Below are 24,956 nucleotides of genomic sequence, written 5' to 3'. Positions count from 1 at the left end.
TTTGTTCGAGCAATGCTCTCGGGTCACTAATTTTTTTATAAAATAGGTCTGGACTGCACTAGACCTGACTTCACTTTTAAATAAAACTCCTAAAAAGTGTGTTTCTAAGTAAAAATTCTAACAAAAGAAATAAACCGGCTAACAATACCAGGGGTCTAAACTTTTCTTGATGATTATAATATTTAAACTCTTCAACATCTGTTTTTTCAAGCTTGTTTATTTCACTATAAATTTCTTCTAGTTTTTTATTGTTGGTGGCTCTAAAATATTTACCCCCTGTAACTTCGGCAATTTCTTTAAGCAGCACCTCATCAATTTCCACCTGAACACGGGCATATTGAAAACCTCCTGTTCTAGGGTCTAAGGCTACTGGTGATAGTGCCATTCCGTTAGTACCTAAACCAATGGTGTATGTTTTTATACCATATTCTACAGCCAATTCGCTGGCTATCTTAGGGTCTATAAAACCCGTATTATTAACACCATCGGTTAACAAAATAATCACTTTACTTTTTGCTTTGCTATCTTTCAATCGGTTTACAGCGGTGGCCAATCCCATTCCCACAGCTGTACCGCCCTCTATTATGGTATTGTAATGAATATCTTTTAAGGAACGTAGTACAATAGATTTATCGCTGGTTACTGGTGTTCTAGTGTAACTTTCACCGGCATATTCCACCAAACCAATTCTGTCGTTTGGCCTACCTTTTATAAACTCAGCTGCTACATTCTTTAGGGCTTCCAATCGGTTTGGCGATAAATCTTTAGCCAACATACTTGCAGAAACATCAATAGCCATAACAATATCAATACCCCTGGTGGTTTTTGTTCTTGAAGAAATATCAACTGTTTGTGGTCTGGCTAAGGCTGTAATAAGCAACGCAATTGCCAGCAATCGCAAAATAAACAAGCCATGTTTAAATTTTGCCAAGGCAGAATTGGTTACTTTAAAACCTTTTAAACTGGATATTTTTAGTTCGGCCGTTTGTTTTTTATGTTTAAATATATACCATACAATGGCTAATGGAAGTACTAAAAGTGCCCAAAACCATTGTTTGTTTAAAAACTCTATTCCTTCAAACATTATTCTTCTGCTTTTTTAAGTTCTACTGAATTTAAAATGCGTTCCGTTATTTGATCTGCATAAACATCATCCTTTGCATAAGTTACCATAATTTGCTGCAACACATTTCCAGAATTAAATAACAACATCACGTAGTTACATTCTTGATTTTCTTGACTTATTTGGTTTTTAACTTTAAATGATCCATACGTTTTTATTCCTTCTGCCCCATTTGGTGTTACAAATTTTTCTCTAAACACCAGAATATCTTGGGCGCCTTGAGCTTCCATGCCTTTTAAGCTTCCTTCAGAAGATTTTTCTAAATCTATCTTGTTTTCACCTAAATTCTTGTAAGTAACGTTATTTACTATAACACTAAATTCATCTAACAATGTGCCATAAATGAAGGTTGTTTGAGCCAATTGCTCTTTCATCTCATCAGGAATTGGCAATTCGGTACGTGTTAAAACAATAGGTGTTGATATGGTAATAGGTGGATAACCGTACTCACTTTTAACCCATTCCCCTTCCAATAGCTCAATACTATCATGGCCTATAATGAAATCTTTTACATAGCCAAAACCATACTTTATGGAGAAACCTACAAATGTGGCGATTAAAAGAAATACACCTATTGCAGCAGTAATAATTACTTTTTTACGTTTCTTTTTACGTTCTAATTCTTGACGATATTGTTCATCCAGAAGTTTTTCTTCCTCTGTTGGTTCTGGAAGTGCTTCTTTCACATTATCAATTTCTATATCGATGGTGTTTCTATCTATTTTTGCAAGTTCTACATCTACAGCAGATTTTGCGAATTTCACTAAATCGGCACGTTTTAAAATACTTTCTAGGTTTCGAATATCTTCTTTACTTAAATCTATTTGATTACCTTCCTTTAGTAAATTAAGTCTTTCTATTAACTCGTCTGTAGTACTTTCCAAAGCCCGATCGTATACCTTCTCATCAAGATATTTTCTGATAATAAAAGTTAACTCGGAGTAATATTCTTTTATAGATTCCGTTTGCAAATAATGACTTTCATCTAACTTCTTTAAAGCCAATTTTGCACGATCGTAAGGTGGTAATAATGCGATTTCTTCAGCTTCTGTTAATGGCTTTTTTCTCCAAATAAACCAATACATTAAAAATGCGATGGCACCAACAATTAATAGTGTTAGTAATAGATATTTCCACCAGTCGCCTCCTTGTTTTTCAACTTCAATAATTGGTTTTATATCATAAAGACCTTGTTTAGTGGTATCTACAACCACATTATTAACCTCAACTTTTAACGAATCGGTAAAAAAGGTTTTATCGCCAACTATAATTTTTTGTCTCGGAATGGTGTATTTACCAGAATCAAATTGGGTTAAACCGTATTTCTTTATAAGATTGTATTTATCGTTCTTTTTAACTGTATCAACCGCATACGACTCAATCATTTCCAAAGGAGAAAACGTTTGCCCTTCAGGAAAAACCACCAGACTATTAGCTTCCGCTTCAACTTGTATTTTATATGTGATTTGTTGTCCTATTTTAATTTTTGTAGAATCGATTGAAGAAGATACTTGTGAAAAAGAGAACCAAGAGACAAAAACAAAGACGAAAGACAACAAGCTAGTTAACGGAAGACCGTTCACTTTAGGTTTTTTATTCGTAATCCGTAATTCTTTATTCATAATTCGTTTATCCTCTTCTTTTAAAATAGCCTAACATTTTTTTTACATAACTTTCATCCACCCTGCAATCAATAGTTCCTGCTCCCGTTTTGTTAAAACTTTCTTTGAAGTATTCTACTTTTTCACGGTAAAACTTTCCGTAGTTTAATCGCACTGTTTTTGAAGTGGTATTTACTAACATTAATTCGCCTGTTTCTTCATCTTGCATTTGTACAAGACCTAAATTAGGCATCTCTTCCTCACGTTTATCATACACTCGAATACCCGTAACATCGTGCTTTCCCGAAACTATTTTCATGGTATGGTGGTAATCCTCAGACATAAAATCAGACAACACAAACACAATGGCTTTTTTCTTCATTACATTTTGCATGAATTTTAAAGCTTCGGCTAAGTTAGTTTGTTTACTTTCTGGTTCAAACTCTATCAATTCACGAATAATACGAAGCACATGCGAACGTCCTTTTTTTGGTGGAATATATAATTCAACCTTATCAGAAAAAAGGATTAAACCAATTTTATCATTATTCTGGGTTGCCGAAAATGCTAAAGTTGCAGCTATTTCGGTTACTACTTCATTTTTGAATTGTTGCTCAGTTCCAAAAAATTCAGATCCTGAAACATCTACCATAAGCATCATGGTAAGTTCACGTTCTTCTTCAAAAACTTTTACATAAGGTTCGTTATAACGTGCAGTAACATTCCAGTCTATATTTCGAACATCATCACCAAATTGATACTGGCGTACTTCGCTAAAAGTCATACCACGACCTTTGAAGGTAGAATGGTATTCACCACCAAATATATGATCAGACAATCGGCGTGTCTTAATCTCTATTTTTCGTACTTTTTTAAGTAATTCTTTAGTATCCATTTATTCAGTAAACAGTTTTCAGTCGCAGTATTCAGTTATCAATAAACCGTTGAATTTAGTTTTGGGTATTTGGTTTTGAGTAAGCTTCTGCAAACTGAAACCAAATATTAAAAACTTTTAAGGTACTTCTATTTCGTTTACAATTTTGTTTATGATATCTACAGAGGTTACATTTTCCGCTTCCGCTTCGTAAGTAATGCCAATTCTGTGTCTTAATACATCATAAACTACGGCACGTACATCTTCAGGAATTACATAGCCACGACGTTTGATAAAGGCATAACATTTAGCAGCTGTTGCTAAATTGATACTACCACGTGGAGATGCTCCAAAAGAAATAAGCGGTTTTAAATCGGCAAGTTTATATTTTTCTGGATAACGCGTTGCGAAGATAATATCAAGTATATATTTTTCAATTTTCTCATCCATATACACTTCACGAACCACTTCTTGCGCTCTTAATATTTGAGCTACTGAAACTACCGGGTTTACTTTATCCCAAGCACCTTTCATATTGGCACGCATTATTAATTGCTCTTCGGCAATTTTCGGATAGTCAATTACTGTTTTCAACATAAAACGGTCCACCTGAGCTTCAGGTAATGGGTAAGTACCTTCCTGTTCAACCGGGTTTTGTGTTGCCATTACTAAAAATGGCTTATCTAATTTAAAGGTTTCATCACCAATAGTAACTTGTTTCTCTTGCATCGCCTCTAGCAAAGCCGACTGAACTTTTGCAGGGGCACGGTTAATCTCATCCGCCAGCACAAAATTGGCGAAAATTGGTCCCTTTTTGATGGAAAAATCATTAACCTTCATGTTATAAATCAAGGTTCCTGTAACGTCGGCAGGAAGTAAATCGGGAGTAAATTGGATTCTGCTAAAGCTTCCGTCCACCGCTTGAGCCAAGGTGTTAATGGCTAAGGTTTTTGCTAAACCAGGCACACCTTCAAGTAAAATGTGTCCTTGTCCTAAAAGGCCAATAAGCAAACGTTCAACCATATGCTTTTGCCCAACGATGACTTTATTCATCTCTAGCATTAGTAAATCAACAAAAGCACTTTCTCTTTCAATTTTCTCATTAATAGTCTTAATATCAATTGTACTAGTATCTTCCATCATTTTTTATTTTTAAAAGCCCGAATATAGTAAGCATATTTGAGGCATGCAAATTGTTAAAATTTTTCTTTGAGCGCTGTTAAATATTGGTTAAAAAAAAATTGGATTCCCGTTAATTATAGGTTAAAAAGGCCATTTAATAAAAGTATAACCTACTCTATCTAAATAATAAACTAAGATTTAAGTATTTTTATACAGGATTATAATACAACATGATATAAAACTGATGAAAACAGCCTTAATTACTGGTGCAACAAGTGGTATTGGCCATGCAACTGCTTGCGAATTCGCCAAACATGGTATTAACTTGGTAATATGCGGAAGACGCTTAGATAGACTAGAGATAATACAAGAAAAATTACAAAAACTAACCAATGTACATATACTAAACTTTGATGTAAGAGACAAAGCAGCAACCTTTAAAGCCATTGACTCGCTGCCAGAAGCCTTTAAAACCATAGATATCTTAATAAATAATGCTGGAAACGCACATGGTTTAGACCCCATAAATGAAGGCAGTTTAGATGATTGGGATGCCATGATGGATATAAATGTTAAAGGCTTATTATATGTTAGCAAAGCCATTATTCCGCAAATGACGGAACGTAAATCAGGGCACATTATAAACATTGGATCCTCGGCAGGAAAAGAAGTTTATCCAAAAGGAAACGTGTATTGTGGTAGTAAACATGCGGTGCTAGCTATAACCGAAGGTATGCGTATGGATTTAAATCCTTATGGCATTAAAGTAGGCGCCGTAAATCCAGGTTTGGTGGAAACTGAATTTTCAAAAGTACGCTTTAAAGGTGATGAAATTGCAGATACTGTTTATAAAGGATATAAAGCGTTGCAAGCGGAAGATGTTGCAGAAGTTATTTATTTTGTTATATCTAGACCCAATCATGTAAATATTGCAGATGTATTAATGTTTTGCACAGCACAAGCGAGTTCAACAATCTTAAATAAATCTTTGTAAATTATCTAAACCATTGTAACATTATTTACTTTACGTATTTATTCAAGATTTATGGCATATCAAAGTTCATTTAAAATACCAGTAAATTCATAAATTATTTTAATTAAAAATATTTTTAAAATTTGTGAATTTGGTGTGATAATTTTCTAGAAATTAAAAACATGATCAACAAACGCCTACTTATAAAAAACCTATTATCACATAACGATGAGAATAGCTTTTATGACAAAAAGCGAAAGATTGATATTAGTTTTAAAGAAGGCAAAGCAAAGTTCCTTAAACATGTTTGTGCACTTTCAAACAGCAACCCAAAAAACAATTCATTCATTGTTATTGGTGTGGAAGATGTAGATAATAAAATTGTTGGCGTCGATTTTTTCGATGACAGCAAAATTCAAAACCTCATAAATGCTTATTTAACCAATCCGCCCATAGTTCAATACGAAAACATTCCATTTCCACATTTACCCGACCATAGAGTTGTTGGTTTGGTTACCATACGCCCTACAGGGAAATTAACATCTTTAAGAAAGAACATTTGGAAGTATTATGGTGGCTCGGTATTTTTTAGAGATGGCAGTATGAGTATGCCAAAAGTGTTTGATATTGAAATACAAGATGTAAATTCTAAAATTGTTGAATCTATTGAAAATAATTCACAAAACAATATTGAACACACACTAAATGGAGTTTTCGATTTTCTTAAAAAAAGAAGAGACTATAACCCTCAATATAAAGTTTTTAAGGAGTATTTTGTAGTATGTTGGGCCGGACAAAAAAAAGTGGTTAAAAATGAAATTTTCTTTTCTAGAGTAGATATCGAATTAATAAACGAACAAGTCCGATTGTTTTTTTCTGCCTTGGATGAAGTTGCCATTTTTATTGATGAAGACTCGTTTAAAATTATTGAATATGTGAATCTTGGATTTCAAAACTCCAATAAATACTATCAATTAGAAGAAACTATTATCCGATTTGAAAACAACGCCAATTACCATATTGAAACCAAATTACTTTTTGAAGCACCCCAGTACGACAAAAAAGTACTTCATCATATTTATAACACGACCAACACCCTCTTAGAAAAATTAAAGAAGGGACAATCATTTACAAAATCTGAAGAATTAGATTTAAAAAATTTACCGGTAACCTATCTTATTTGTTATTTCAATTTGTTTCATGAAGCTATTGATAAACTGGAAGAGGCTAAACCATATTTGAGAGCTCATAGTATAGAATTGTACCTTCTATATAAAGAAGCCATGCGTGTTTTAAGAAAGGTAAAATACAGTTAGTTCAACTTAATTTTTACTTAACCTAAAGTTAACTTTAGTATTTTTTTTTAGTCTTTAAATATGACTTATATTTGTAACGCTATTAATCTTTTTAAGATATAACCTTGTTTCTCCCGATAAAAATTCGGCATTGAAGCAAGGTTTTTTTGTTTTATATAAAATCTAATTGATTAAAGGTTTTGTCCAAAACTTTGGCATCATTCACCTCTAACCACTTATTTAAAACCGTTGCATAAATAGTTCTAAAATCTATTTCAAATTTTAAATCGCCATTAGCATCTAAATCACTTAAACTACCTAAGTTATTATACACCCCCTGTGTCTTCAATTGGTCTCCAATAATAAAAACATTGTTAGCAGTTCCGTGGTCTGTACCATAACTGGCGTTTTGTTTAACACGACGGCCAAATTCCGAAAAGGTTAAAATTAAAGTGTCTTTAAACGTATTATTATCCTTTAAATCTTGCACAAAGGTTTCAATACTTTCAGCATACATATTTAATAAGCGTTTTTGGGTATTTATTTGATTTACATGGGTGTCAAATCCGTTTAATGAACTGTAAAACACTTTAGTTTCTAAGCCCGAATTTATAAACTGTGCGGTTGTTTTCAACTGATTTCCGAACTTGTTATTTGGATAAACTTTAGTTGAAGAAATGGTTTTACTTGTTTCATAAATGTATTTTGCTGAAGATTCCGCTTCAATCATCGATTTGTACAGATAACCTAAATTGTGATCGCTTAAATGTTCATCTTGATTGTGAATGTTTTTAAAAAATGGGTCTTTCGATAAGTTATAAAGAATCTTCGCATCTTGTGTTGCTATTGCATTAATATTTTCGCCTTTCATGGCTAAGGATAAACTTTCATCTATTTCTATGGCGCTGTAGGGTTGTTTTCCATAATTATCTAAATAACGCCCTATCCAACCACTTTGGGAATATTTATTGGAATCGGTTGCAGTTTGCCAAATATCCATAGACCTAAAATGAGAACGATTTGGGTTTGGATAGCCAACGTTATTTATTATGGTTAAATGACCATTATCGTACAGCCGTTTTAATGGTAATAAACTTGAATTTAACCCAATATCATCCGTTAAAGGAAGAACCTCATTTTTTAGAATGCCTAAGGTTGGACGCGCTTTGTAGTACAAATCATTTCTAAAAGGAATAACGGTGTTCAGGCCATCGTTCCCACCAGAAAGCTGAATAATTACCAAGCGTTTATAACCTAATTTATTGCTTGCTACCTGCTCGAATGCCTTTACAAAACTAGGTACAAAAAATAGGCTGCTAGCTAAGGCTGAATTTTTTATAAAATGTCTTCTATCCATAATTAACACATTTGATATTCGGGTAACGACATAAGTTGCACGCAATATTCTTGCTTTGAAACTTTAGCTAATGAATTTATATATGTACTAGCATTAGGACTCATGGAGCCTACTAACACGTAATTTTCCATATCGGTGATAGAAACATTTTTAAACTGATTGAAAAAATACTCCCAATTAACGGTTGTATTAAATCGTTTACCATACTGTTTTTTAAAGAAAGCCTTTTGCAAATCGGCCGTTTTATCGGTTTCACCCTCTTTAGCTTTTGAAATGTAAGCGTTATTAAGTAACAACGACGGGAGCTTTAAACGCAACACAATGGTATTACTATCTATCCAACTTTTACCTCCTTTCCAACCCGCAACATTTGGTGGATCTAGTAATGTTTGACCCAATAGTTTTTGAAGATTCAATAGCTGTTTAGAGTTATTAAACTCTAAAGGAACTAGTGTTTTAATACCTACCAAAAGCTCTATAGGAGATTTTATTTTCGAGCCTATATTAATATCGTCATAAAACCAATCGGAAAGCAATACAAAACGCAATAGATTTTCGATATTATAATCGGCAAAAAACACTTCAGTCATTTCGTTTATATGCGTTTCATTAATCGTATCATTAACGAAATAGCGATATATTTTTTGACAGATGTATTTGGCGCATTGTTTGTTTTCTAAAATAATTTCAATGATTTGGTCGCCATTAAAATTGCCGGTTTTGCCAAAAAATGTTTTCATTCCAGAATCATGCAGACGTTCTCTAAACACAAAATCACCTTTTAAATCATGCCCATAGCCAGTAAAAGCTCGGGCACTTTCTTTAATGTCTTGTTCGGTATAATTGCCCACACCTAAGGTGAATAATTCCATGAGTTCTCTGGCAAAATTCTCATTTGGTGTTTGTTTTTTATTTTGTTTGGTATTTAAATATTTAGTCATAGCCGCTTCTTTTGAAATGGCAATAACAAAATCTTTAAAATTACCTAAAGCGTGCCGGCGTAAGGTGTTATGAAATTTTTGGGTGTAAATAAAATTATTGTCTTCGCAAACAAAATGATTTGCCCAAAAAAGAGTTGTTTTTTCCCTTAAAAACTCATCGGTATTTGCTAACCTATCTACCCAAGCAATATTTAATGCTTTAGTTTTTTCTCTGCTTAATCGTTGAAATTCTTTGATGTTACTTTTGACATCTTCAACTAAACCAACCATTAATGATTCTAATTCTGAAGTATCTACTTGTAAAGGTGTTATCTTTCTTGAAGTTTTAAGGATGTTTTCTACTAACTGTTTTTTATCCAATTTAGAAACAGCATGAAGTTGATGGGGTGTAATGCCGAAACCAACGCGCCAAAATAGATGTTGAATGTGATTAGTTTGCATATTAATCAATTAAAATTCTTAAAAAACTCAAAAAAAGCAACTTATAACTACTTTGACTTGAAATAATTAGAATGGTTTAATTGCAAAATAACATTACAACATTGCTATAAATTTAGAACGGTTTTTTTAATGACTTATTTTTAAAATGACTAAAATAACGAAATGACATCTTTATTTCCAATATGAAATTTAATCCCTACTCCAAAATTATGATAGATTGCTTCATTGAAATTGGCTTGTAAAATCTCTGGAGCCATAATATTCATCTTGTCTTTTCTGTAACTGTAAGCAAAATAAATAGAAAATTTATTTCCAACTTCATAATCAAAATACATTTCATAATACATTATTACCCCAGTATCTGTTTGGTTGTACTCTTCATTATTTGTAAAACCTATGTTTTCATAATGCGCATCTCCAGAGATACCTATATTTAAACCTAACCTTGTTAATTTAAATGGCAAAAACTCATATCCTGTAAAAAAACATTGGTTCCTGATGTTTGTTTTATTATAATTCCCAGTAAATGCACGGTCTGTTACGCTCAAATAGGTATTGCCAAAATTAAAACCTATAAAAAATTGTTTATATGGAAATAATTGCATTTTTATACTATAACCACCTTCACCTTTCATTCCATTTCCAACAAAATTTTCACCAGAAGTTGAAGGTATATAATAATCTATAGCTAAAGAACCCAACAACTGCCTTTTAGCTGATTCTAGTTTGTTATTTTGAGTTTCTGAATTAGAAAAGTCTTGACCGAAAGAAAATATACTAAACAGTAAAAAGCAAAATAATATTCGCTTTTTAATAAGTAAAATTGAAATCATAATTTTCTTTGTCAATAATAAAGGTTTCGGTTATTTCTGGCTCGTTGTTTAGGGAATACTTAAAAACTATTGTAGTGCCCAAAAGAGTTTTGTAAGTACTAGACAAATCTGGAACAACATCATTAAGCGAACCCCCTAATGTAAAATCTTCATAACAAGAACTTTGTAATGTTACTAATACACCGTTATCATAAACCTCGAAGCAACTCGTATTCTTAAGTAAAAAGGAAAACCTTAAAGTGGTTCCTTGCGTGCTGGTGGTTCTTGTAATGTTATAATTAAATGTGGCTAATTGCCTAAGAAAAACGGTATCTAAATTAAACTCCAAATTAGCTGGCAAATACTCCTCTGTGTTAGTTGTGTAGATATAGTTAGAGAATCTATCGCCGTTTTTAATTTCTATGTAGAAATCTTCATTTCTATCAAAAAGTGATGTAACAGAAAATGTTCCATCTTGTTGGGTATAATCTTTTCCTAATAAAAAACTACTACCATAACTATCAAAAAGGCTCGTTGATCGCCTTGTGTAAACATTTACTTCTGCATCGGAGATCGGGTTATTGTTTTCATCTAAAACACTACCTTTAACTAAAACTCTAGTATCTTTTTCAAACGTAGGCGGACCACAACACACTAGTATCAACGGAAAAAGTAATAGATATGAAGAGTACTTCATTATATTTTTTTCTCTAAAGATACATTTATTCATAAAGGGTTGCGCATCTTAATGTTAAGAAATTGCAACTTTTATTACAAGACGTTTATTTACAAATCAAATTTAATTCCCTGAGCTAAAGGCAATTCAGTAGTGTAGTTAATTGTATTGGTTTGTCGGCGCATATACACTTTCCAAGCATCACTACCCGATTCTCTTCCGCCACCAGTTTCTTTTTCGCCACCAAAAGCACCACCAATTTCGGCACCAGAAGTTCCAATATTAACGTTAGCAATACCACAATCGGATCCGGAAACTGATAAAAATTGTTCCGCTTCACGCAAATTATTGGTCATTATGGCTGAAGACAATCCTTGTGCCACATTATTTTGAATATCAATTGCATTGTTTACACTTCCCGAATATTTTAATAAATACAACACAGGAGCAAAGGTTTCATGCTGAACAATTTTATAATCAGGTTTAGCTTCAGCAATAGCGGGTTTTACGTAACAACCGCTTTCGTAACCTTCACCGGCTAGCAAGCCTCCTTCCACAATTAATGTACCGCCTTCTTCAACTACCTTTCTTAATGCATTTTGATACATTTTTACGGCATCAACATCAATCAATGGACCTACATGATTTTTTTCATCTAAAGGGTTCCCAATACGTAGTTGCTTGTATGCCTCAACTAATGCGTTTTTTACGTTCTCATAAATATCTTCATGGATAATTAAGCGCCTGGTTGAAGTACATCGCTGCCCACAAGTGCCAACAGCTCCAAAAACAGCTCCAATAACTGTCATTTTTAAATCTGCATCAGGAGTTACTATAATCGCATTGTTTCCACCCAATTCTAATAGTGACTTCCCTAACCTTCCAGCCACTTCTTTCGCAACTATTTTACCCATTTTAGTTGAGCCTGTTGCCGAAATTAAAGGGATACGTGTATCCTTCGTCATAAATTCACCTACTTGATAATCGCCATTTATTAAACATGAAATGCCATCGGGTAAATTATTCTTCTCCAAAACTTCTGCAATAATATTTTGACAAGCAATACCACATAAAGGTGTTTTTTCTGAAGGTTTCCAAATACAAACATCACCACACACCCATGCTAAAGCCGTATTCCATGCCCAAACTGCTACTGGAAAATTAAATGCTGAAATGATTCCAACAACACCAAGCGAATGGTATTGCTCGTACATGCGATGTCCAGGTCGTTCAGAATGCATGGTAAGCCCATGAAGCTGTCGAGATAGTCCAACTGCAAAATCACAAATATCAATCATCTCTTGAACTTCACCCAATCCTTCTTGGTATGATTTACCCATTTCATAGGACACCAATGTGCCTAAAGCTTCTTTTTTCTCTCTTAATTTGTTACCAAACTGTCGCACAATGTCGCCTCTTTGTGGCGCCGGCATTAATCGCCAAATTTTGAACGCCTTAGTCGCAGCGTTCATTACTTTGTCGAAATCCTCTTTAGAAGTCGTAGCGACCTTAGCAATTAACTTACCATTTACTGGAGAGAAGGATTCTAAAACATCGCCAGAACTAAAATTATCCTGCCCTGTTGAAGTGCCGTCATTCACAGTTTTTATACCTAAACTTTCAAGTGTTTGGCTAATTTTAAAATCGGTAGTAACAGTTTGCATAATTATATGTTTTGGAATAAAATGACTACTAATATAGCAATAAAAAGTCGTTTTTTATACCAGTTTCCAAACGATAAAACAACTAACTTTAAAGCATTAACCTTTATACAATCTCACATGAAAAATCTCCTTTTGCTAGCAACCATTTCGTTTTTAATGTTATCCTGTAAAAAAATGGCAGAACCCGAAACTAAAGTTGAAGTGCAACAGAGTGTTCCCTACTCAATTGTAATACATGGTGGAGCAGGTTCCATTATTAAAGAAAACATGACTCCGGAAAAAGAAAAAGCATACCAACAAAAACTTGAGGAAGCCATAAAAGTAGGCTATGCCATATTAAAAAAAGGCGGAACCAGCTTAGATGCTGTTCAAAAAACCATAAACATTTTGGAAGATTCTCCGCTTTTTAATGCAGGAAAAGGTGCCGTTTTAACTTATGAAGGCATAAACGAACATGATGCCTCCATCATGGATGGGAAAACATTAAAAGCGGGCGCTTCCACAGGCACAAAAACCGTAAAAAATCCAATTAATTTAGCACGCGCCATTATGGATACATCGCCACATGTGATGCTTTCTGGCAGCGGTGCCGAACTATTTGCCAAAGAACAAGGTATGGAACTTGTAGATCCAAGTTATTTTGTAACCGAAAGTAAAATAGATGCCCTAAATAAAGTAAAGGCCTCCAAAGCTAATAAAACGGCTTCACTATATGATGCCGATATAAAAGATTCAAAATTTGGTACCGTTGGTTGTGTGGCACTCGATAAAAATGGTAACCTAGCAGCAGGAACCTCAACGGGAGGGATGACCAACAAACGCTGGGGGCGCATTGGTGATTCTCCCATAATTGGTGCTGGTACCTATGCCAATAATAACACCTGCGCAGTTTCGTGTACTGGTTGGGGTGAATTTTTTATTCGTTCAGTCGTTGCTCATGATATTTCTGCTTTAATGGATTATAAAGGATTGCCATTAAAAGAGGCCGCACAAGATGTTGTTCAAAATAAAATACCTAAACTTGGTGGTGATGGGGGCATTATTGCCATTGATAAATATGGTAATATAGTAATGGAATTTAATACACCTGGTATGTTTAGGGCATCTATAGATCATGAAGGGGAACTTTATATTGGCATGTATAAGGACTGAAAAACTTCATATTACGCGGAAACTTTTACTTCTAAAAACGTTCATGGTTGTACAGAAATGTCTGTACAAATGGTGAAACTTGCAAAACAACTAATAGTCTCTACAGACATCGAAAGTAAGCGTCATGCTATTGATATCAAGGTAAATTTATGAGAATTTAAAAAAAGCTAACTATCCATATTGCGTCACAACAAATAGGAAGAAACCTAATGTATTATTCGTAAGAAAAAAAACATGTAAAGTATAACGAAAGTATTTGTTTACAAATGAAAAATAATTTATAACTTTATGTAAACCAACAAATTAAGATATGCCTGCGTTTCCAAAACCAAATTTTGTTTACAATTTTGATGTTGATCATGAAATTGAAAACCTTAAAAAACATAAAACTAAACGTAAAATTCCAGAAAAAACAAGTGACAAACTTTTAATTGCCACTTGGAATGTAGCCAATTTGGGCCTTCAAAAAAGATGGAATGAACATTATAAGCTCATTGCCGAAATAATTAGTTGGTTTGATGTTATTGCCATTCAGGAAACCAACGACAACCTTATTGGACTGAATAACATAGAACTGGAGCTACCCGGTCACTATGAATTAATATTTTCGGATGCAGGAGGCAATAATGAGCGCTCCGCTTTTATTTACGACAGCAAAAAAGTGGATAGATTACAGTTAGTTGCCGAAATAGCCATTCCTCCAAAAGACTTAAGATACATCAAATTAGCTGGTGTAAAAACAAAATTTACAGGGTTTGATAGAACGCCGTACTTATGCTCCTTCCAATGGAAAAACCACAAACTTATTTTTATAACAGTCCATTCTTTTTTTGGCAGTGAAAAAAAAGCAGATGTTGAAAGACGCTCATTGGAAGCGTATGCTATTTCAAGATATGCTGATTTACGGAAAAATTCAAAGTATGCCTTTTCAAAAAACATCATAACTATGGGCGATTTTAATATCCCTAAAATAGAACAAGGCGACCAAACTTATGATGCCTTAATGCAACGTGGTTTAAAATTACCTGACCATTCCACACAGGTTTATTCTAATATTAATGATGATAAACAATACGATCAGATCGCTTTTTTACCATCCTTAAAATCTAAAATTGTAGCAAATGGTGTTTATGATTTTGATTCTGCCATTTTTCCTGATTTATGGCAAACCAACGTTTCCAACTTTAAAAAATATATGAAATATTACATATCTGATCACAGACCCATGTGGATTCAATTAAAACTATAGCGCATTGCAACTTAAAGTAGAAAATAACGCAACCTTTTCTAAAACATACCATCTACTAATAAAATTTTAAATGAAGTTTTTATCTATTGTATTTTGTTGTATATGCTTGTTTTCTTGTAAAGATGATAAAGAAGAAGTTGATTGCTCCCTACTTGACTTCGCTAATCCTAGTTTATTTATCAAACTACTTGATGCAAACGGAAATAATCTTATTGAAAACAAAGTCTATAATTCAGATGATATTTCTATAATTTTTAATGGATACACCATGACTAATGTGGTTATAGATAATGTAGAAAGTTTAGAAAATTTAATTGTTTTGAATTTAATAGGAGTAGAAGGAAATAATATTTTTGAGATTAAATTATCTGATACTGAAACCGATACTTTAATTATGAATCTTACTGTGGAATCCAAATATTGTGGTTGGACTTTTTTAAAATTGAATTCTGTAACCTATAATGATGTTATTAAAACCTATGAAGATTTTAATGGAAATTTTTTAATTACAATTATTAAATAAGAACTTATCTTGACTTTTTGTGTTTAACCGAAAATGAGATAAAATTTGTACAGATGAGGTGCTTTTTGAAAGGCATAGCATTGCTACGCATAAAAAAGTAACGAAATATGGGCGAATTTTAGCCGTTTTTTAGGAAATAGAAAAAGTCAAGATGAGTTCTAAGAAAAATTACTTTCTAATATAAGTTTTAAGCAGACAATGATCTGATTTAAATGTATTAATTTTTTCTGTCTTTAAAATTTCTAAATCCTTTGAAGCCCAAATATGGTCTAATGATAATAATGGAATATTCCAAAACCAAGTTTCTCTAAACCCATTACCCTTTTCATTAAAAGCATGATTAAAATTTGCTTTAATTTCTTTTAAATTGATAGATTCAAAAGGCACATTAAAGTCTCCAAGAAGCATGGTTTTAGGAGATGTTGTAATATTTTTATTTACAAAACCTAACTCCCAAGTGCGTGGTACATCTGTACTTCCAGAAACATCTATGGCATAAAAATTAAGGCCAAAACTCTTAAAATTAATAACGGTTGTATTGTGATTGGATGTTGTATCCTTTTCAATTTCAATGCGACTTTTAGAAAAAATATAAATTTCAGTATCAGATTTATAAAAGTAGTAATTTGGATACTTTTTTTGAAATAACTTAATATCGTTTCTTTTGGACTCCACTAGAACGCAAACATCTGGAATGTTTTCAATTAACTTAAATGCTTCTTCAAATCCGTTATCTCGAGACGCATTCCAAAAAACAACTTCTAAATCTGATGGTTTAATGCTTTCAGGAATATGAATTTTAAAGCTTCTACCTAGCCAAATAACCAATAAAATCCCTGCTATGATTATATTATATCTCCTATTGCGAAGAAAAATAGACAGCAAAAAAACAACAACAATAATTATAGGTAAAGGCATTGCATAAAATCGCAATGCATCAAGGTAGCTACGTTCTTTTAAGACAAAATGAACGGATAGCATGCCAAAAATAATTAAAACATTTGCTATCGAATAAAGTGTTTTTAATAAACGTAACATTACCTAAGGGAAAAGCCCTTTGCTGCCCACCAAGGATGTATTTCAACAACTAAACGTCCTGCTTTAACCATTGGGTCGGCATTGGCTAAACTATCCGCCATTTTAAGTGTTGGGACATTATAGATTGTAACACCTCGTATATTACCCTTATCTCCAAATGGTCCAGAAATATCCGCATATCCCAGTTCATACATTTTTCCTAGATGGGCCAAATGTTCCTTTTGTAAAATTTCAGCATCTTCTTCGTTTTGCGAACGTATAGGGCCACTTTTTAAAAACGCCATAAAATATTGCTGCATCAAAATGGTGTCTTTCGTTTTCTCATCTACATAATCAAAGGTTTCAAATCCTTTAGCATGGAGTTCTTCTTTAAGCTCTTTATTAGTTTTTTTATTGGGCACTTGCACAATTTGCTCAACAATGGTGTCTTTCAACACCTCATCTGTTATACCATTTTCCTTACTACTTTTTTTACATGATACAATGGCCAAAATTGTAAAACATATTACTACTATATTTTTCATCTGTTTTATTTTATGATTTACACTACCAAGTTTTATACGGATGTTTACTTAATAGCGAATTGTAATATTTTATATTGCCCGTTACTTCTTCACCTAACCAAATTGGCTTTTCAAAAATTTCATTTTCACTTTCTAATTCCAATTCTGCCAGCACTAAACCTTCATTGTCTTCATAAAATTCATCTATCTCAAATGTATGCTCACCGTGTTTCACTTCAAAACGTGTTTTATCAATAATCCCTGGTTCGCAAAGCTTTAAAAGGGCTTCTGCTTCTTCTTTCAAAATTTCCTTTTCCCATTCAAACCGTGATAAACCATTTATGGAAGATGGCCCTTTTACCGTTAAATAACCGGTATCACCTTTCAACCTAACTCTAACAGTTCGATCCTTATGAGTATTTAAAAAACCTTGAATAATACGGGTTTTATTAAAGGCCTGTGTTTTATATTGGTTTGAAGTTACTAAAAACTTACGTTCTATTTCTATCATAACAAGGACCACGTGAGTGGACATTTCTTTTTATTTTGTTTAAATCTGGCAAATGAAGATTACCGCATTCGCAGGAATTCATAAATTTACGTTATGTTGACGGATTTACCAATACGAAAAATAATTCATGTGGATATGGATGCGTTTTACGCTTCCGTAGAACAATTGGATGCTCCTGAACTTAAAGGAAAACCTATTGCGGTTGGCGGAAGCGAGAAACGAGGTGTTATAAGTGCCGCCAGTTACGAAGCCAGAAAATTTGGTGTAAAAAGTGCCATGGCCGGAAATTTAGCTATAAAACTATGTCCCGAACTCATTTTTGTAAAACCGCGTTTTGAACGATATGCTGAAATTTCAAAACAAATTAGAAAGATTTTTTTAGATTACACACATCTGGTAGAACCACTTTCTTTAGATGAGGCTTACCTAGATGTAACCGAAAACAAAAAAGGAAATCCTAGTGCGACGTTAATTGCAAAGGAAATTAGATCACGTATTTTTAACGAGTTGGGTTTAACAGCTTCTGCAGGCATTTCAATTAATAAATTTATTGCGAAAGTTGCCAGCGATTACAACAAACCAAACGGACAAAAAACCGTAAACCCCGAAGAAGTTATTGCCTTTTTAGAAGCATTAGATATCAAGAAATTTTACGGCGTAGGTAAAGTTACGGCAGAAAAAATGTACCAATTGGGGATATTTACTGGTAAAGATTTAAAATTAAAATCCGTAGACTATTTGGATGAGCATTTTGGAAAATCGGGCAGGTATTATTATGACGTAGTAAGAGGTATTCATACCAGTGAAGTAAAACCAAACCGCATTCGAAAAAGTTTAGCTGCCGAACGCACTTTTAATGAAAATCTATCCAGTGAAGTGTTCATGCTAGATAAATTAGAACATATTGCATTTGAAGTTTCACGAAGACTTACAAAAAACAAAGTTTCTGGAAAAACCGTTACTCTAAAAATAAAATATAGCGATTTTACTTTGCAAACCAGAAGCAAAACACTTCAGTATTTTATAAATGATAAATCGTTGCTATTAGAAACAGCTAAAGACTTATTATATCAAGAAAAACTGAGTAATTCTGTTCGATTATTAGGAATTTCGATATCTAATTTGAATACGGAAACAAGAATAACTCCTAAGGAAAAGCAAGTAAGTGTTCAGTTGAAGTTTGAATTTTAGGACATAAAAAAACGCCATTAACAAAATTGTAAATAGCGTTTTTTTAAAATTTATAGAATCAATTTTTAATTTGAAATCTCTCTGACTCTTAAAGTATTTACCATTCCTTTTTCTGCAATTGGCATAGAAGCTAAACTAATTACCATATCTCCTTTTGATACGTAACCATTGTCTCTAGCCATTCTGTTAATATCACCAACAGTCTCGTCAGTAGATACAAATTTATCATAATAGAAAGCTCTAACACCCCAAAGTAAACTTAATTGAGTTAAGATTCTTTTGTTAGATGTAAATACTAAGATATGACAAGATGGTCTCCAAGCTGAAATTTGAAATGCAGTATACCCACTGTTTGTTAAGGTTGAAATAGCTTTAGCATCAATTTCATTTGCCATAATAGCCGCATGATAACAAATAGATTTTGTTATAAATCGGTTAGTGCGAATATGTGGTGCTAATTGAGGCACTTTAATTAATGGTGAATTTTCAACATTTTTTAAAATGTTTGCCATTTGCTTAATTACCTGTACAGGGTATTTTCCTACAGATGTTTCTCCTGAAAGCATAACGGCATCAGCACCATCCATAACCGAGTTTGCCACGTCGTTTACTTCAGCTCTTGTTGGCGTTAAACTATCAATCATAGTTTCCATCATCTGAGTTGCTATAATAACTGGTATTCTAGCTTTTTTAGCTCTTAGAACTAATTGTTTTTGGATAAGTGGAACCTCTTCAGCAGGAACTTCTACACCCAAATCACCACGAGCTACCATTAATCCATCACAATGAGCAACAATGGCATCAATATTTTTAACGGCCTCTGGTTTTTCAATTTTAGCTACAATTGGAATTTTATGATCAGTATGTTTTTCAATTAAATCACGTAATTGAATTAAATCTTCTGCATGACGTACAAAAGATAATGCTATCCAATCTACATCCTGACTAATAGCGAAGATAGCATCTTCAATATCCTTTTCAGTTAATGCAGGTTGTGATATATTAGTGTTTGGTAAGTTTACTCCTTTTTTAGATTTTAGAGGTCCTCCTTGAATTACTTTTGCTTTTACTTCAGATTCACCGTCTGTAGAAACAACTTCAAAAATTAATTTTCCGTCATCTAAAAGAATACGCTCTCCTGGTTTTGCATCTTGTGGAAACCTTTTATAAGTCATGTACACACGATCTTTGGTTCCTTCAAATCTTTCTCCGGTTGCAAAAATTATTTCGTCACCTGGGTTAACTATAACCTCTTCTTTCATGACACCAACTCGAAGTTTCGGTCCTTGTAAATCGGCTAAAATAGCTGCTGTAAATCCGAACTCTTCATTAAGTTCGCGTATCATATTAATACGGGCTGCTACATCTTTATAATCAGCATGAGAGAAGTTTATTCTAAATACGTTTACGCCTTCTTCAAGCATTCCCTTTAGAACTTCTTTGGTACTTGTAGCAGGTCCTAACGTAGCTACTATTTTCGTTTTTTTTGTTAATGGCATTAGCTAAAAATTAAATTGTCTTTGGATTTTAATTGATTAATATCAATACTAAAGGCTGTGGCAACTTGTTGAATTTGTAAAATTTGCTTTAAAATTTGTTTTTCTTTATTTACATTGAACTCGTTATCTATTTTTAAAAAATAGTTTACTGCCTTATGTTCTGGTACTAAATATGTTGTTTTTATTATTTTTTCTTCTGTATCAAATAATGAATTGATAGTTTCTGTTTTTAAACTCTCTGTTTTACAAATGTTTGAAACCAAACTCCATGTTGTTAAGTGATTGGCATCTTCCCATTCAAAAATAGGATATGTTGATTCACCTGTACCAAAACTAAAATCTAATTTTTTTCGAATTAGGTTGGATTTTAAATGCGTATTCAAAAGATATGCTAAACGATAATCTTCTAGAACGGTGTGTATTGCTATTAAAATACACTCTACTTCATCAAAAACATCATCTAAAATAAGTTTGTGTACAGCCATAACTTACATAAAAACTTTGTAAATATACTATTTAAAAACATTTCTTTGTAAAACTTACGTGAATCTTAACACGTAAACCAACTAAAACGTTATAGTTTTTTTCGTTAAATGGAACGAATTAAATCATTTTAGACATTTTACTTTGAAACACGAAAAAGGCGCGCTTCGAGGCTTTTTCTTCGGCCTTTTTTTTAGAAGTAGCTCGTGCTTTTGCAACCACCTTATTATCTATAGATAGTTTTACCGAGAAATGCCTAACATCATCATTTCCAGTATCTTCATAAACGTTATAACCAAAGGTATGTTTTTCTTTTTGACACCACTCAATTAATAAACTTTTATAGCTTATTACTTTACCTTCTAGTGTCTCGATATCTACATGTGGTGTAATTACACGACTGTAAATAAATTTTTCGCAATATTTATAACCCTTATCTAAAAAGATAGCTCCAATAAGAGCTTCAAATAAATTACCGTGAATATTATCACCAAATTGCCCTGCAGGTATTTTACTTTCTACTAATTTTATAAGATTTAGCTCTTTTCCTAGTTCATTTAAATGTTCTCTACTAACAATTTTTGAACGCATTTTAGTAAGATAGCCTTCATCGCCGGAAGGCACTTCTAAATAAAGATGTGATGCTATAACAGCACTTAACATGGCATCGCCTAAAAACTCTAACCTTTCATAATTAATAGCATGTCCTTTGCTATCTCTTATGTTCATGGAGCGGTGCGTAAATGCTTTTTTGTAGAATTTTATTTCTTTAGGTTTAAAACCAAGGATTTTGGTTAACTCCATAAAAAAATTCCCGTTACGTTTAAAACGGGAACTTAATATATTACGAATGTTTTTCATTCGGGATTTAGTCTAATTTTTTAAATAATACACAAGCGTTGTGTCCGCCAAATCCAAATGTATTACTCATAGCTACTTTAATATCACGCTTTTGAGCCTTGTTCAATGTTAAATTCAATTCAGGATCAATGTTCTCATCTACCGTTGTATGGTTAATGGTTGGCGGCACAATACCGTGTTCCATTGCCAAAATAGCCGATATAGCTTCAATAGCTCCTGCAGCACCCAATAAATGCCCAGTCATTGATTTTGTTGAATTGATATTTATACTTTTTGCATGACTGCCAAATACTTCAGAAATTGCTTTTAACTCTGCAACGTCACCTAATGGCGTAGAGGTACCATGTGTATTGATATGGTCTACATCTTCTGGTTTTAGGCCTGCATTTTCTAAACAATTTTTCATTACAGCAACAACACCTCTTCCTTCAGGATGTGGCGCCGTCATGTGGTAGGCATCCGAAGATAAGCCCCCTCCAACAAACTCAGCGTAAATTTTTGCTCCTCTTGCCTTAGCATATTCATATTCTTCTAAAATAATTGCTCCAGCACCTTCGCCTAACACAAAACCATCTCTGGTTGCATCAAATGGACGAGAAGCTGTTTCTGGACTTTCATTTCTAGTTGAAAGAGCATGCATTGCGTTAAAACCTCCCATTCCAGCAATAGTTACCGCTGCCTCACTTCCTCCTGTTACAACAACATCACAATGCCCTAAACGTATAGAGTTTAATGCGTCGAACATCGCATTTGCAGAAGAAGCACAAGCAGAAACTGTTGTGTAGTTTGGCCCCATAAATCCATATTTAATGGAGATATTTCCAGGCGCAATATCGGCAATCATTTTAGGAATAAAAAACGGATTAAATCTTGGTGTACCATCTCCTTTAGCGAAGTTTAAAACTTCATCTTGAAATGTTTCTAAACCGCCTATACCTGCTCCCCAAATAACACCTACTCGCAGTTTATTCATGGAATCCAAATCTAACTTCGCATCAGCTATTGCTTCATCAGCAGCCACCATTGCATATTGAGTAAATTTGTCCATTCTACTTGCAAGCTTTCTATCGATAAAATCGGTAGCATTAAAGTTCTTTAATTCGCAAGCAAACTTTGTTTTAAACTTTTCGGTATCATAATAGGTTATAGGTGCAGCACCGCTTTTACCACTTACTAAGCCTTCCCAATATTCATCTTTGGTATTGCCAATAGGTGTTAAAGCTCCTAATCCTGTGACTACAACTCGCTTTAATTCCATAAAATGTTTTTGCTTATTTTGCAGCTTCTATATAAGAAATAGCTTGACCAACTGTTGCTATATTTTCAGCTTGATCGTCTGGAATTTGTATATCGAATTCTTTTTCGAATTCCATTATTAATTCTACAGTGTCCAAAGAGTCTGCTCCTAAATCGTTTGTGAAGCTAGCTTCAGTAACAACTTCGTTCTCATCAACTCCTAATTTGTCCACGATAATCGCTTTTACTCTTGATGCAATGTCTGACATAATCTTTTAATTTAAGGTTTTAATTAGTTGGCAAAAATAAAAAACTTTATTTTTAAAACACATCTTTACTAAAAAAATGTGATTCTAAATTAGTAAATAAGTTTCAACTATTGTGTTTTAACTATTAATTTGTTAATATTTATTGGTTTTTTTGTTTGAACAAGATAGTAATATCGGTGGCAAAAAGATATAAATTTGAAAAAAAATACAGAACATTATTAAATAATTTGCTTTTTTACACCCTTAAAATTTAAAAATAAGAAATGAAACGTATTATAGTTTTTGCGTCTGGAAGTGGTACAAACGCCGAGAATTTAATTAAATTTTTTAATGAAACCAAAACAGCTTCTGTTGTTCAGGTCCTTACCAACAACCCTCATGCCAAAGTTTTAGATCGTTGTAAATTACTTGAGGTGAGCGCGTTGTCCTTTAATCGCATGGCTTTATCAAAAACCAACGATGTTCTCAATATTTTAAAGGCATCCAATCCCGATTTAATTGTTTTGGCTGGCTTTTTATGGAAATTTCCTGAATTTATATTGAATGAATTTCCAAATAAAGTAATTAATGTTCATCCTGCATTACTACCTAAATATGGCGGTAAAGGCATGTATGGCATGAATGTACATGAGGCTGTCGTTGCAAATAAAGAGACTGAAACAGGTATTACAATACATTATGTAAATGAGCATTATGATGAAGGCGCTATAATTTTTCAAGCCAAATGTGAAGTTTTACCATCAGATTCTGCCCAAGATGTAGCTGCTAAAATTCATGAATTAGAAATGGAACACTTTCCGAAGGTAGTGGAAGATCTATTAAATTCCGGAAACTAAGTTGGAAATCTAAAAGCTAATCAGCATTAATTTATTTATTATCCGTGTCGAAAAAGAAAAAGAAATATTACACTATTTGGAAAGGACATAAAACTGGCGTTTTTGAAACTTGGAAAGATTGTAAGGCACATATAACCAATTATGAGGGTGCCCAATACAAATCGTTTGAAAGTTATGATGCTGCGAAAGAAGCTTTTAAAGGTAATTACTTTAATTATATAGGTAAGAAGACCGATTTTAAAAGTGATTTAACTCCCGAACAACTAAAAAAAATCGGACAACCAAATTACCATTCTATATCTGTAGATGCCGCTTCTAGTGGTAATCCGGGTATTATGGAATACCGTGGAGTTGATACTAAAACCAAAAAACAATTATTTATTCAAGGTCCGTTTGAACAAGGAACTAATAATATTGGTGAGTTTTTAGCCTTAGTGCATGGATTGGCACTTCTTAAAAAAAACAATAGCGACCGCATAATATATACAGATAGCAAAACAGCGATAAGTTGGGTAAAAAAGAAAGTTTGCAACTCCAAATTAGAACCAAACGAAAAAAACAAAGCACTTTTTGAATTAATACAAAGAGCTGAAAATTGGCTAAAAACCAACACTTACACTACCGTTATTGCAAAATGGGAAACCAAAGCTTGGGGGGAAATTCCTGCAGATTTTGGCAGAAAATAATTTAACAAGCCGTTTTTATCAAACATTAAATTATTTTATT

Annotated in this window: 25 protein-coding genes; 8 read left to right on the top strand and 17 right to left on the bottom strand. The window is 33.1% G+C overall.

Translation table 11 applies throughout. The features are described from left to right. Nucleotides 1-76 precede the first annotated feature (76 nt). The 4 genes from ABYI63_RS01845 to ABYI63_RS01830 all read right to left on the bottom strand — a co-directional run bounded on the left by ABYI63_RS01845 (nucleotide 77) and on the right by ABYI63_RS01830 (nucleotide 4,738). Entirely contained in the window at nucleotides 77-1,084 is a 1,008-nt protein-coding gene (locus ABYI63_RS01845; RefSeq protein ID WP_372752812.1) for a VWA domain-containing protein, read from the bottom strand. After that, nucleotides 1,084-2,745: a BatD family protein gene (locus ABYI63_RS01840; RefSeq protein ID WP_372752810.1), complete on the bottom strand. Its 1,662-nt coding sequence runs from the start codon at nucleotides 2,743-2,745 to the stop codon at nucleotides 1,084-1,086. The genes ABYI63_RS01845 and ABYI63_RS01840 overlap by 1 nt, the downstream gene beginning before the upstream one ends. 7 nt (nucleotides 2,746-2,752) lie before the next feature. Further along, nucleotides 2,753-3,619 carry a DUF58 domain-containing protein gene (locus ABYI63_RS01835; protein WP_372752808.1) on the bottom strand — a complete coding sequence of 289 codons (867 nt, stop codon included), beginning with the start codon at nucleotides 3,617-3,619 and terminating at the stop codon, nucleotides 2,753-2,755. A 117-nt stretch (nucleotides 3,620-3,736) separates the two neighbouring features. After that, nucleotides 3,737-4,738: an AAA family ATPase gene (locus ABYI63_RS01830; protein WP_372752953.1), complete on the bottom strand. Its 1,002-nt coding sequence runs from the start codon at nucleotides 4,736-4,738 to the stop codon at nucleotides 3,737-3,739. Between the two features lie 223 nt (nucleotides 4,739-4,961). Here ABYI63_RS01830 and ABYI63_RS01825 point away from each other — a divergent pair, with 223 nt between their 5' ends. Together ABYI63_RS01825 and ABYI63_RS01820 are read left to right on the top strand one after the other, a co-directional pair. Beyond that, on the top strand, nucleotides 4,962-5,714 hold the full coding sequence (locus ABYI63_RS01825) for an SDR family NAD(P)-dependent oxidoreductase (protein ID WP_372752951.1): 753 nt from the start codon (nucleotides 4,962-4,964) through the stop codon (nucleotides 5,712-5,714). A gap of 161 nt (nucleotides 5,715-5,875) precedes the next feature. Beyond that, nucleotides 5,876-7,009 (top strand): ATP-binding protein, encoded by a 1,134-nt coding sequence (locus ABYI63_RS01820; RefSeq protein WP_372752806.1) that lies wholly within the window; start codon nucleotides 5,876-5,878, stop codon nucleotides 7,007-7,009. A 151-nt stretch (nucleotides 7,010-7,160) separates the two neighbouring features. Here ABYI63_RS01820 and ABYI63_RS01815 read toward each other — a convergent pair whose 3' ends face one another. The 5 genes from ABYI63_RS01815 to ABYI63_RS01795 form a co-directional block, all read right to left on the bottom strand. Beyond that, nucleotides 7,161-8,345 (bottom strand): DUF1501 domain-containing protein, encoded by a 1,185-nt coding sequence (locus ABYI63_RS01815; RefSeq protein ID WP_372752804.1) that lies wholly within the window; start codon nucleotides 8,343-8,345, stop codon nucleotides 7,161-7,163. 2 nt (nucleotides 8,346-8,347) lie between these two features. Next, nucleotides 8,348-9,727 (bottom strand): DUF1800 family protein, encoded by a 1,380-nt coding sequence (locus ABYI63_RS01810; protein WP_372752802.1) that lies wholly within the window; start codon nucleotides 9,725-9,727, stop codon nucleotides 8,348-8,350. A 149-nt stretch (nucleotides 9,728-9,876) separates the two neighbouring features. Beyond that, nucleotides 9,877-10,560 (bottom strand): hypothetical protein, encoded by a 684-nt coding sequence (locus tag ABYI63_RS01805; RefSeq protein WP_372752800.1) that lies wholly within the window; start codon nucleotides 10,558-10,560, stop codon nucleotides 9,877-9,879. Further along, nucleotides 10,538-11,236 (bottom strand): hypothetical protein, encoded by a 699-nt coding sequence (locus tag ABYI63_RS01800; RefSeq protein WP_372752798.1) that lies wholly within the window; start codon nucleotides 11,234-11,236, stop codon nucleotides 10,538-10,540. The genes ABYI63_RS01805 and ABYI63_RS01800 overlap by 23 nt, the downstream gene beginning before the upstream one ends. An 89-nt stretch (nucleotides 11,237-11,325) precedes the next feature. Further along, nucleotides 11,326-12,879 carry an aldehyde dehydrogenase family protein gene (locus ABYI63_RS01795; protein WP_372752796.1) on the bottom strand — a complete coding sequence of 518 codons (1,554 nt, stop codon included), beginning with the start codon at nucleotides 12,877-12,879 and terminating at the stop codon, nucleotides 11,326-11,328. 117 nt (nucleotides 12,880-12,996) lie between these two features. Between ABYI63_RS01795 and ABYI63_RS01790 the strand changes: the two genes are divergently transcribed. The 3 genes from ABYI63_RS01790 to ABYI63_RS01780 all read left to right on the top strand — a co-directional run bounded on the left by ABYI63_RS01790 (nucleotide 12,997) and on the right by ABYI63_RS01780 (nucleotide 15,803). Then, nucleotides 12,997-14,031 (top strand): isoaspartyl peptidase/L-asparaginase family protein, encoded by a 1,035-nt coding sequence (locus ABYI63_RS01790; RefSeq protein ID WP_372752794.1) that lies wholly within the window; start codon nucleotides 12,997-12,999, stop codon nucleotides 14,029-14,031. Between the two features lie 310 nt (nucleotides 14,032-14,341). After that, on the top strand, nucleotides 14,342-15,280 hold the full coding sequence (locus ABYI63_RS01785; RefSeq protein WP_372752792.1) for an endonuclease/exonuclease/phosphatase family protein: 939 nt from the start codon (nucleotides 14,342-14,344) through the stop codon (nucleotides 15,278-15,280). Nucleotides 15,281-15,350: 70 nt separating this feature from the next. Beyond that, nucleotides 15,351-15,803: a hypothetical protein gene (locus tag ABYI63_RS01780; protein ID WP_372752790.1), complete on the top strand. Its 453-nt coding sequence runs from the start codon at nucleotides 15,351-15,353 to the stop codon at nucleotides 15,801-15,803. A gap of 168 nt (nucleotides 15,804-15,971) precedes the next feature. Here the strand turns inward: ABYI63_RS01780 and ABYI63_RS01775 are convergent, their stop codons facing one another. The 3 genes from ABYI63_RS01775 to ABYI63_RS01765 are packed head-to-tail and all read right to left on the bottom strand — an operon-like array spanning nucleotide 15,972 to nucleotide 17,855. Then, nucleotides 15,972-16,841, bottom strand: coding sequence for an endonuclease/exonuclease/phosphatase family protein (locus ABYI63_RS01775; RefSeq protein ID WP_372752788.1), 870 nt, complete (start codon nucleotides 16,839-16,841; stop codon nucleotides 15,972-15,974). Continuing rightward, a complete protein-coding gene (locus ABYI63_RS01770) occupies nucleotides 16,841-17,365 on the bottom strand; it encodes a YciI family protein (RefSeq protein WP_372752786.1) in 525 nt (174 codons plus the stop codon). Before ABYI63_RS01770 ends, ABYI63_RS01775 begins: the two co-directional genes overlap by 1 nt. 22 nt (nucleotides 17,366-17,387) lie before the next feature. Beyond that, nucleotides 17,388-17,855 carry a CYTH domain-containing protein gene (locus ABYI63_RS01765; protein ID WP_372752948.1) on the bottom strand — a complete coding sequence of 156 codons (468 nt, stop codon included), beginning with the start codon at nucleotides 17,853-17,855 and terminating at the stop codon, nucleotides 17,388-17,390. A 93-nt stretch (nucleotides 17,856-17,948) separates the two neighbouring features. Between ABYI63_RS01765 and dinB the strand changes: the two genes are divergently transcribed. Then, the gene (dinB, locus tag ABYI63_RS01760; protein WP_372752784.1) at nucleotides 17,949-19,046 is read left to right on the top strand and encodes a DNA polymerase IV; all 1,098 of its coding nucleotides are present in this window, start codon (nucleotides 17,949-17,951) and stop codon (nucleotides 19,044-19,046) included. Between the two features lie 65 nt (nucleotides 19,047-19,111). On the opposite strand, the gene pyk is transcribed toward dinB, so the two are convergent. The 5 genes from pyk to ABYI63_RS01735 form a co-directional block, all read right to left on the bottom strand. Beyond that, nucleotides 19,112-20,545 carry a pyruvate kinase gene (pyk, locus tag ABYI63_RS01755; RefSeq protein ID WP_372752782.1) on the bottom strand — a complete coding sequence of 478 codons (1,434 nt, stop codon included), beginning with the start codon at nucleotides 20,543-20,545 and terminating at the stop codon, nucleotides 19,112-19,114. Further along, nucleotides 20,545-21,030, bottom strand: a complete 486-nt coding sequence (locus ABYI63_RS01750; protein WP_372752780.1) for an IPExxxVDY family protein — start codon at nucleotides 21,028-21,030, stop codon at nucleotides 20,545-20,547. Before ABYI63_RS01750 ends, pyk begins: the two co-directional genes overlap by 1 nt. A gap of 118 nt (nucleotides 21,031-21,148) precedes the next feature. Continuing rightward, nucleotides 21,149-21,889: a ribonuclease III gene (gene rnc, locus ABYI63_RS01745; protein WP_372752778.1), complete on the bottom strand. Its 741-nt coding sequence runs from the start codon at nucleotides 21,887-21,889 to the stop codon at nucleotides 21,149-21,151. 7 nt (nucleotides 21,890-21,896) lie between these two features. Then, nucleotides 21,897-23,147, bottom strand: a complete 1,251-nt coding sequence (gene fabF / locus ABYI63_RS01740; protein WP_372752776.1) for a beta-ketoacyl-ACP synthase II — start codon at nucleotides 23,145-23,147, stop codon at nucleotides 21,897-21,899. Between the two features lie 13 nt (nucleotides 23,148-23,160). Further along, nucleotides 23,161-23,394, bottom strand: a complete 234-nt coding sequence (locus tag ABYI63_RS01735; RefSeq protein WP_007647141.1) for an acyl carrier protein — start codon at nucleotides 23,392-23,394, stop codon at nucleotides 23,161-23,163. 263 nt (nucleotides 23,395-23,657) lie between these two features. Between ABYI63_RS01735 and ABYI63_RS01730 the strand changes: the two genes are divergently transcribed. Both ABYI63_RS01730 and ABYI63_RS01725 read left to right on the top strand, forming a co-directional pair. Continuing rightward, the gene (locus ABYI63_RS01730; protein ID WP_372752773.1) at nucleotides 23,658-24,230 is read left to right on the top strand and encodes a phosphoribosylglycinamide formyltransferase; all 573 of its coding nucleotides are present in this window, start codon (nucleotides 23,658-23,660) and stop codon (nucleotides 24,228-24,230) included. A 44-nt stretch (nucleotides 24,231-24,274) separates the two neighbouring features. After that, entirely contained in the window at nucleotides 24,275-24,916 is a 642-nt protein-coding gene (locus ABYI63_RS01725) for a viroplasmin family protein (RefSeq protein ID WP_372752771.1), read from the top strand. Nucleotides 24,917-24,956: the final 40 nt, after the last annotated feature.

Source organism: Mariniflexile sp. (assembly GCF_041583155.1).
Lineage (GTDB): Bacteria > Bacteroidota > Bacteroidia > Flavobacteriales > Flavobacteriaceae > Mariniflexile.
This window is presented reverse-complemented; position numbering and strand designations above follow the sequence as displayed.

What these genes read in the sequence shown, in the direction of transcription:
- ABYI63_RS01835 (WP_372752808.1), bottom strand. Translation starts at nt 3,619, where the DNA reads ATGGATACTAAAGAATTACTTAAAAAAGTACGAAAAATAGAGATTAAG.
- rnc (WP_372752778.1), bottom strand. Translation starts at nt 21,889, where the DNA reads ATGAAAAACATTCGTAATATATTAAGTTCCCGTTTTAAACGTAACGGG.
- ABYI63_RS01805 (WP_372752800.1), bottom strand. Translation starts at nt 10,560, where the DNA reads ATGATTTCAATTTTACTTATTAAAAAGCGAATATTATTTTGCTTTTTA.
- ABYI63_RS01790 (WP_372752794.1), top strand. Translation starts at nt 12,997, where the DNA reads ATGAAAAATCTCCTTTTGCTAGCAACCATTTCGTTTTTAATGTTATCC.
- ABYI63_RS01780 (WP_372752790.1), top strand. Translation starts at nt 15,351, where the DNA reads ATGAAGTTTTTATCTATTGTATTTTGTTGTATATGCTTGTTTTCTTGT.
- ABYI63_RS01840 (WP_372752810.1), bottom strand. Translation starts at nt 2,745, where the DNA reads ATGAATAAAGAATTACGGATTACGAATAAAAAACCTAAAGTGAACGGT.
- ABYI63_RS01810 (WP_372752802.1), bottom strand. Translation starts at nt 9,727, where the DNA reads ATGCAAACTAATCACATTCAACATCTATTTTGGCGCGTTGGTTTCGGC.
- ABYI63_RS01770 (WP_372752786.1), bottom strand. Translation starts at nt 17,365, where the DNA reads ATGAAAAATATAGTAGTAATATGTTTTACAATTTTGGCCATTGTATCA.
- fabF (WP_372752776.1), bottom strand. Translation starts at nt 23,147, where the DNA reads ATGGAATTAAAGCGAGTTGTAGTCACAGGATTAGGAGCTTTAACACCT.
- ABYI63_RS01815 (WP_372752804.1), bottom strand. Translation starts at nt 8,345, where the DNA reads ATGGATAGAAGACATTTTATAAAAAATTCAGCCTTAGCTAGCAGCCTA.
- ABYI63_RS01830 (WP_372752953.1), bottom strand. Translation starts at nt 4,738, where the DNA reads ATGGAAGATACTAGTACAATTGATATTAAGACTATTAATGAGAAAATT.
- ABYI63_RS01820 (WP_372752806.1), top strand. Translation starts at nt 5,876, where the DNA reads ATGATCAACAAACGCCTACTTATAAAAAACCTATTATCACATAACGAT.
- ABYI63_RS01785 (WP_372752792.1), top strand. Translation starts at nt 14,342, where the DNA reads ATGCCTGCGTTTCCAAAACCAAATTTTGTTTACAATTTTGATGTTGAT.
- ABYI63_RS01765 (WP_372752948.1), bottom strand. Translation starts at nt 17,855, where the DNA reads ATGATAGAAATAGAACGTAAGTTTTTAGTAACTTCAAACCAATATAAA.
- ABYI63_RS01845 (WP_372752812.1), bottom strand. Translation starts at nt 1,084, where the DNA reads ATGTTTGAAGGAATAGAGTTTTTAAACAAACAATGGTTTTGGGCACTT.
- ABYI63_RS01750 (WP_372752780.1), bottom strand. Translation starts at nt 21,030, where the DNA reads ATGGCTGTACACAAACTTATTTTAGATGATGTTTTTGATGAAGTAGAG.
- ABYI63_RS01735 (WP_007647141.1), bottom strand. Translation starts at nt 23,394, where the DNA reads ATGTCAGACATTGCATCAAGAGTAAAAGCGATTATCGTGGACAAATTA.
- ABYI63_RS01795 (WP_372752796.1), bottom strand. Translation starts at nt 12,879, where the DNA reads ATGCAAACTGTTACTACCGATTTTAAAATTAGCCAAACACTTGAAAGT.
- ABYI63_RS01800 (WP_372752798.1), bottom strand. Translation starts at nt 11,236, where the DNA reads ATGAAGTACTCTTCATATCTATTACTTTTTCCGTTGATACTAGTGTGT.
- ABYI63_RS01730 (WP_372752773.1), top strand. Translation starts at nt 23,658, where the DNA reads ATGAAACGTATTATAGTTTTTGCGTCTGGAAGTGGTACAAACGCCGAG.
- ABYI63_RS01775 (WP_372752788.1), bottom strand. Translation starts at nt 16,841, where the DNA reads ATGTTACGTTTATTAAAAACACTTTATTCGATAGCAAATGTTTTAATT.
- dinB (WP_372752784.1), top strand. Translation starts at nt 17,949, where the DNA reads ATGTTGACGGATTTACCAATACGAAAAATAATTCATGTGGATATGGAT.
- pyk (WP_372752782.1), bottom strand. Translation starts at nt 20,545, where the DNA reads ATGCCATTAACAAAAAAAACGAAAATAGTAGCTACGTTAGGACCTGCT.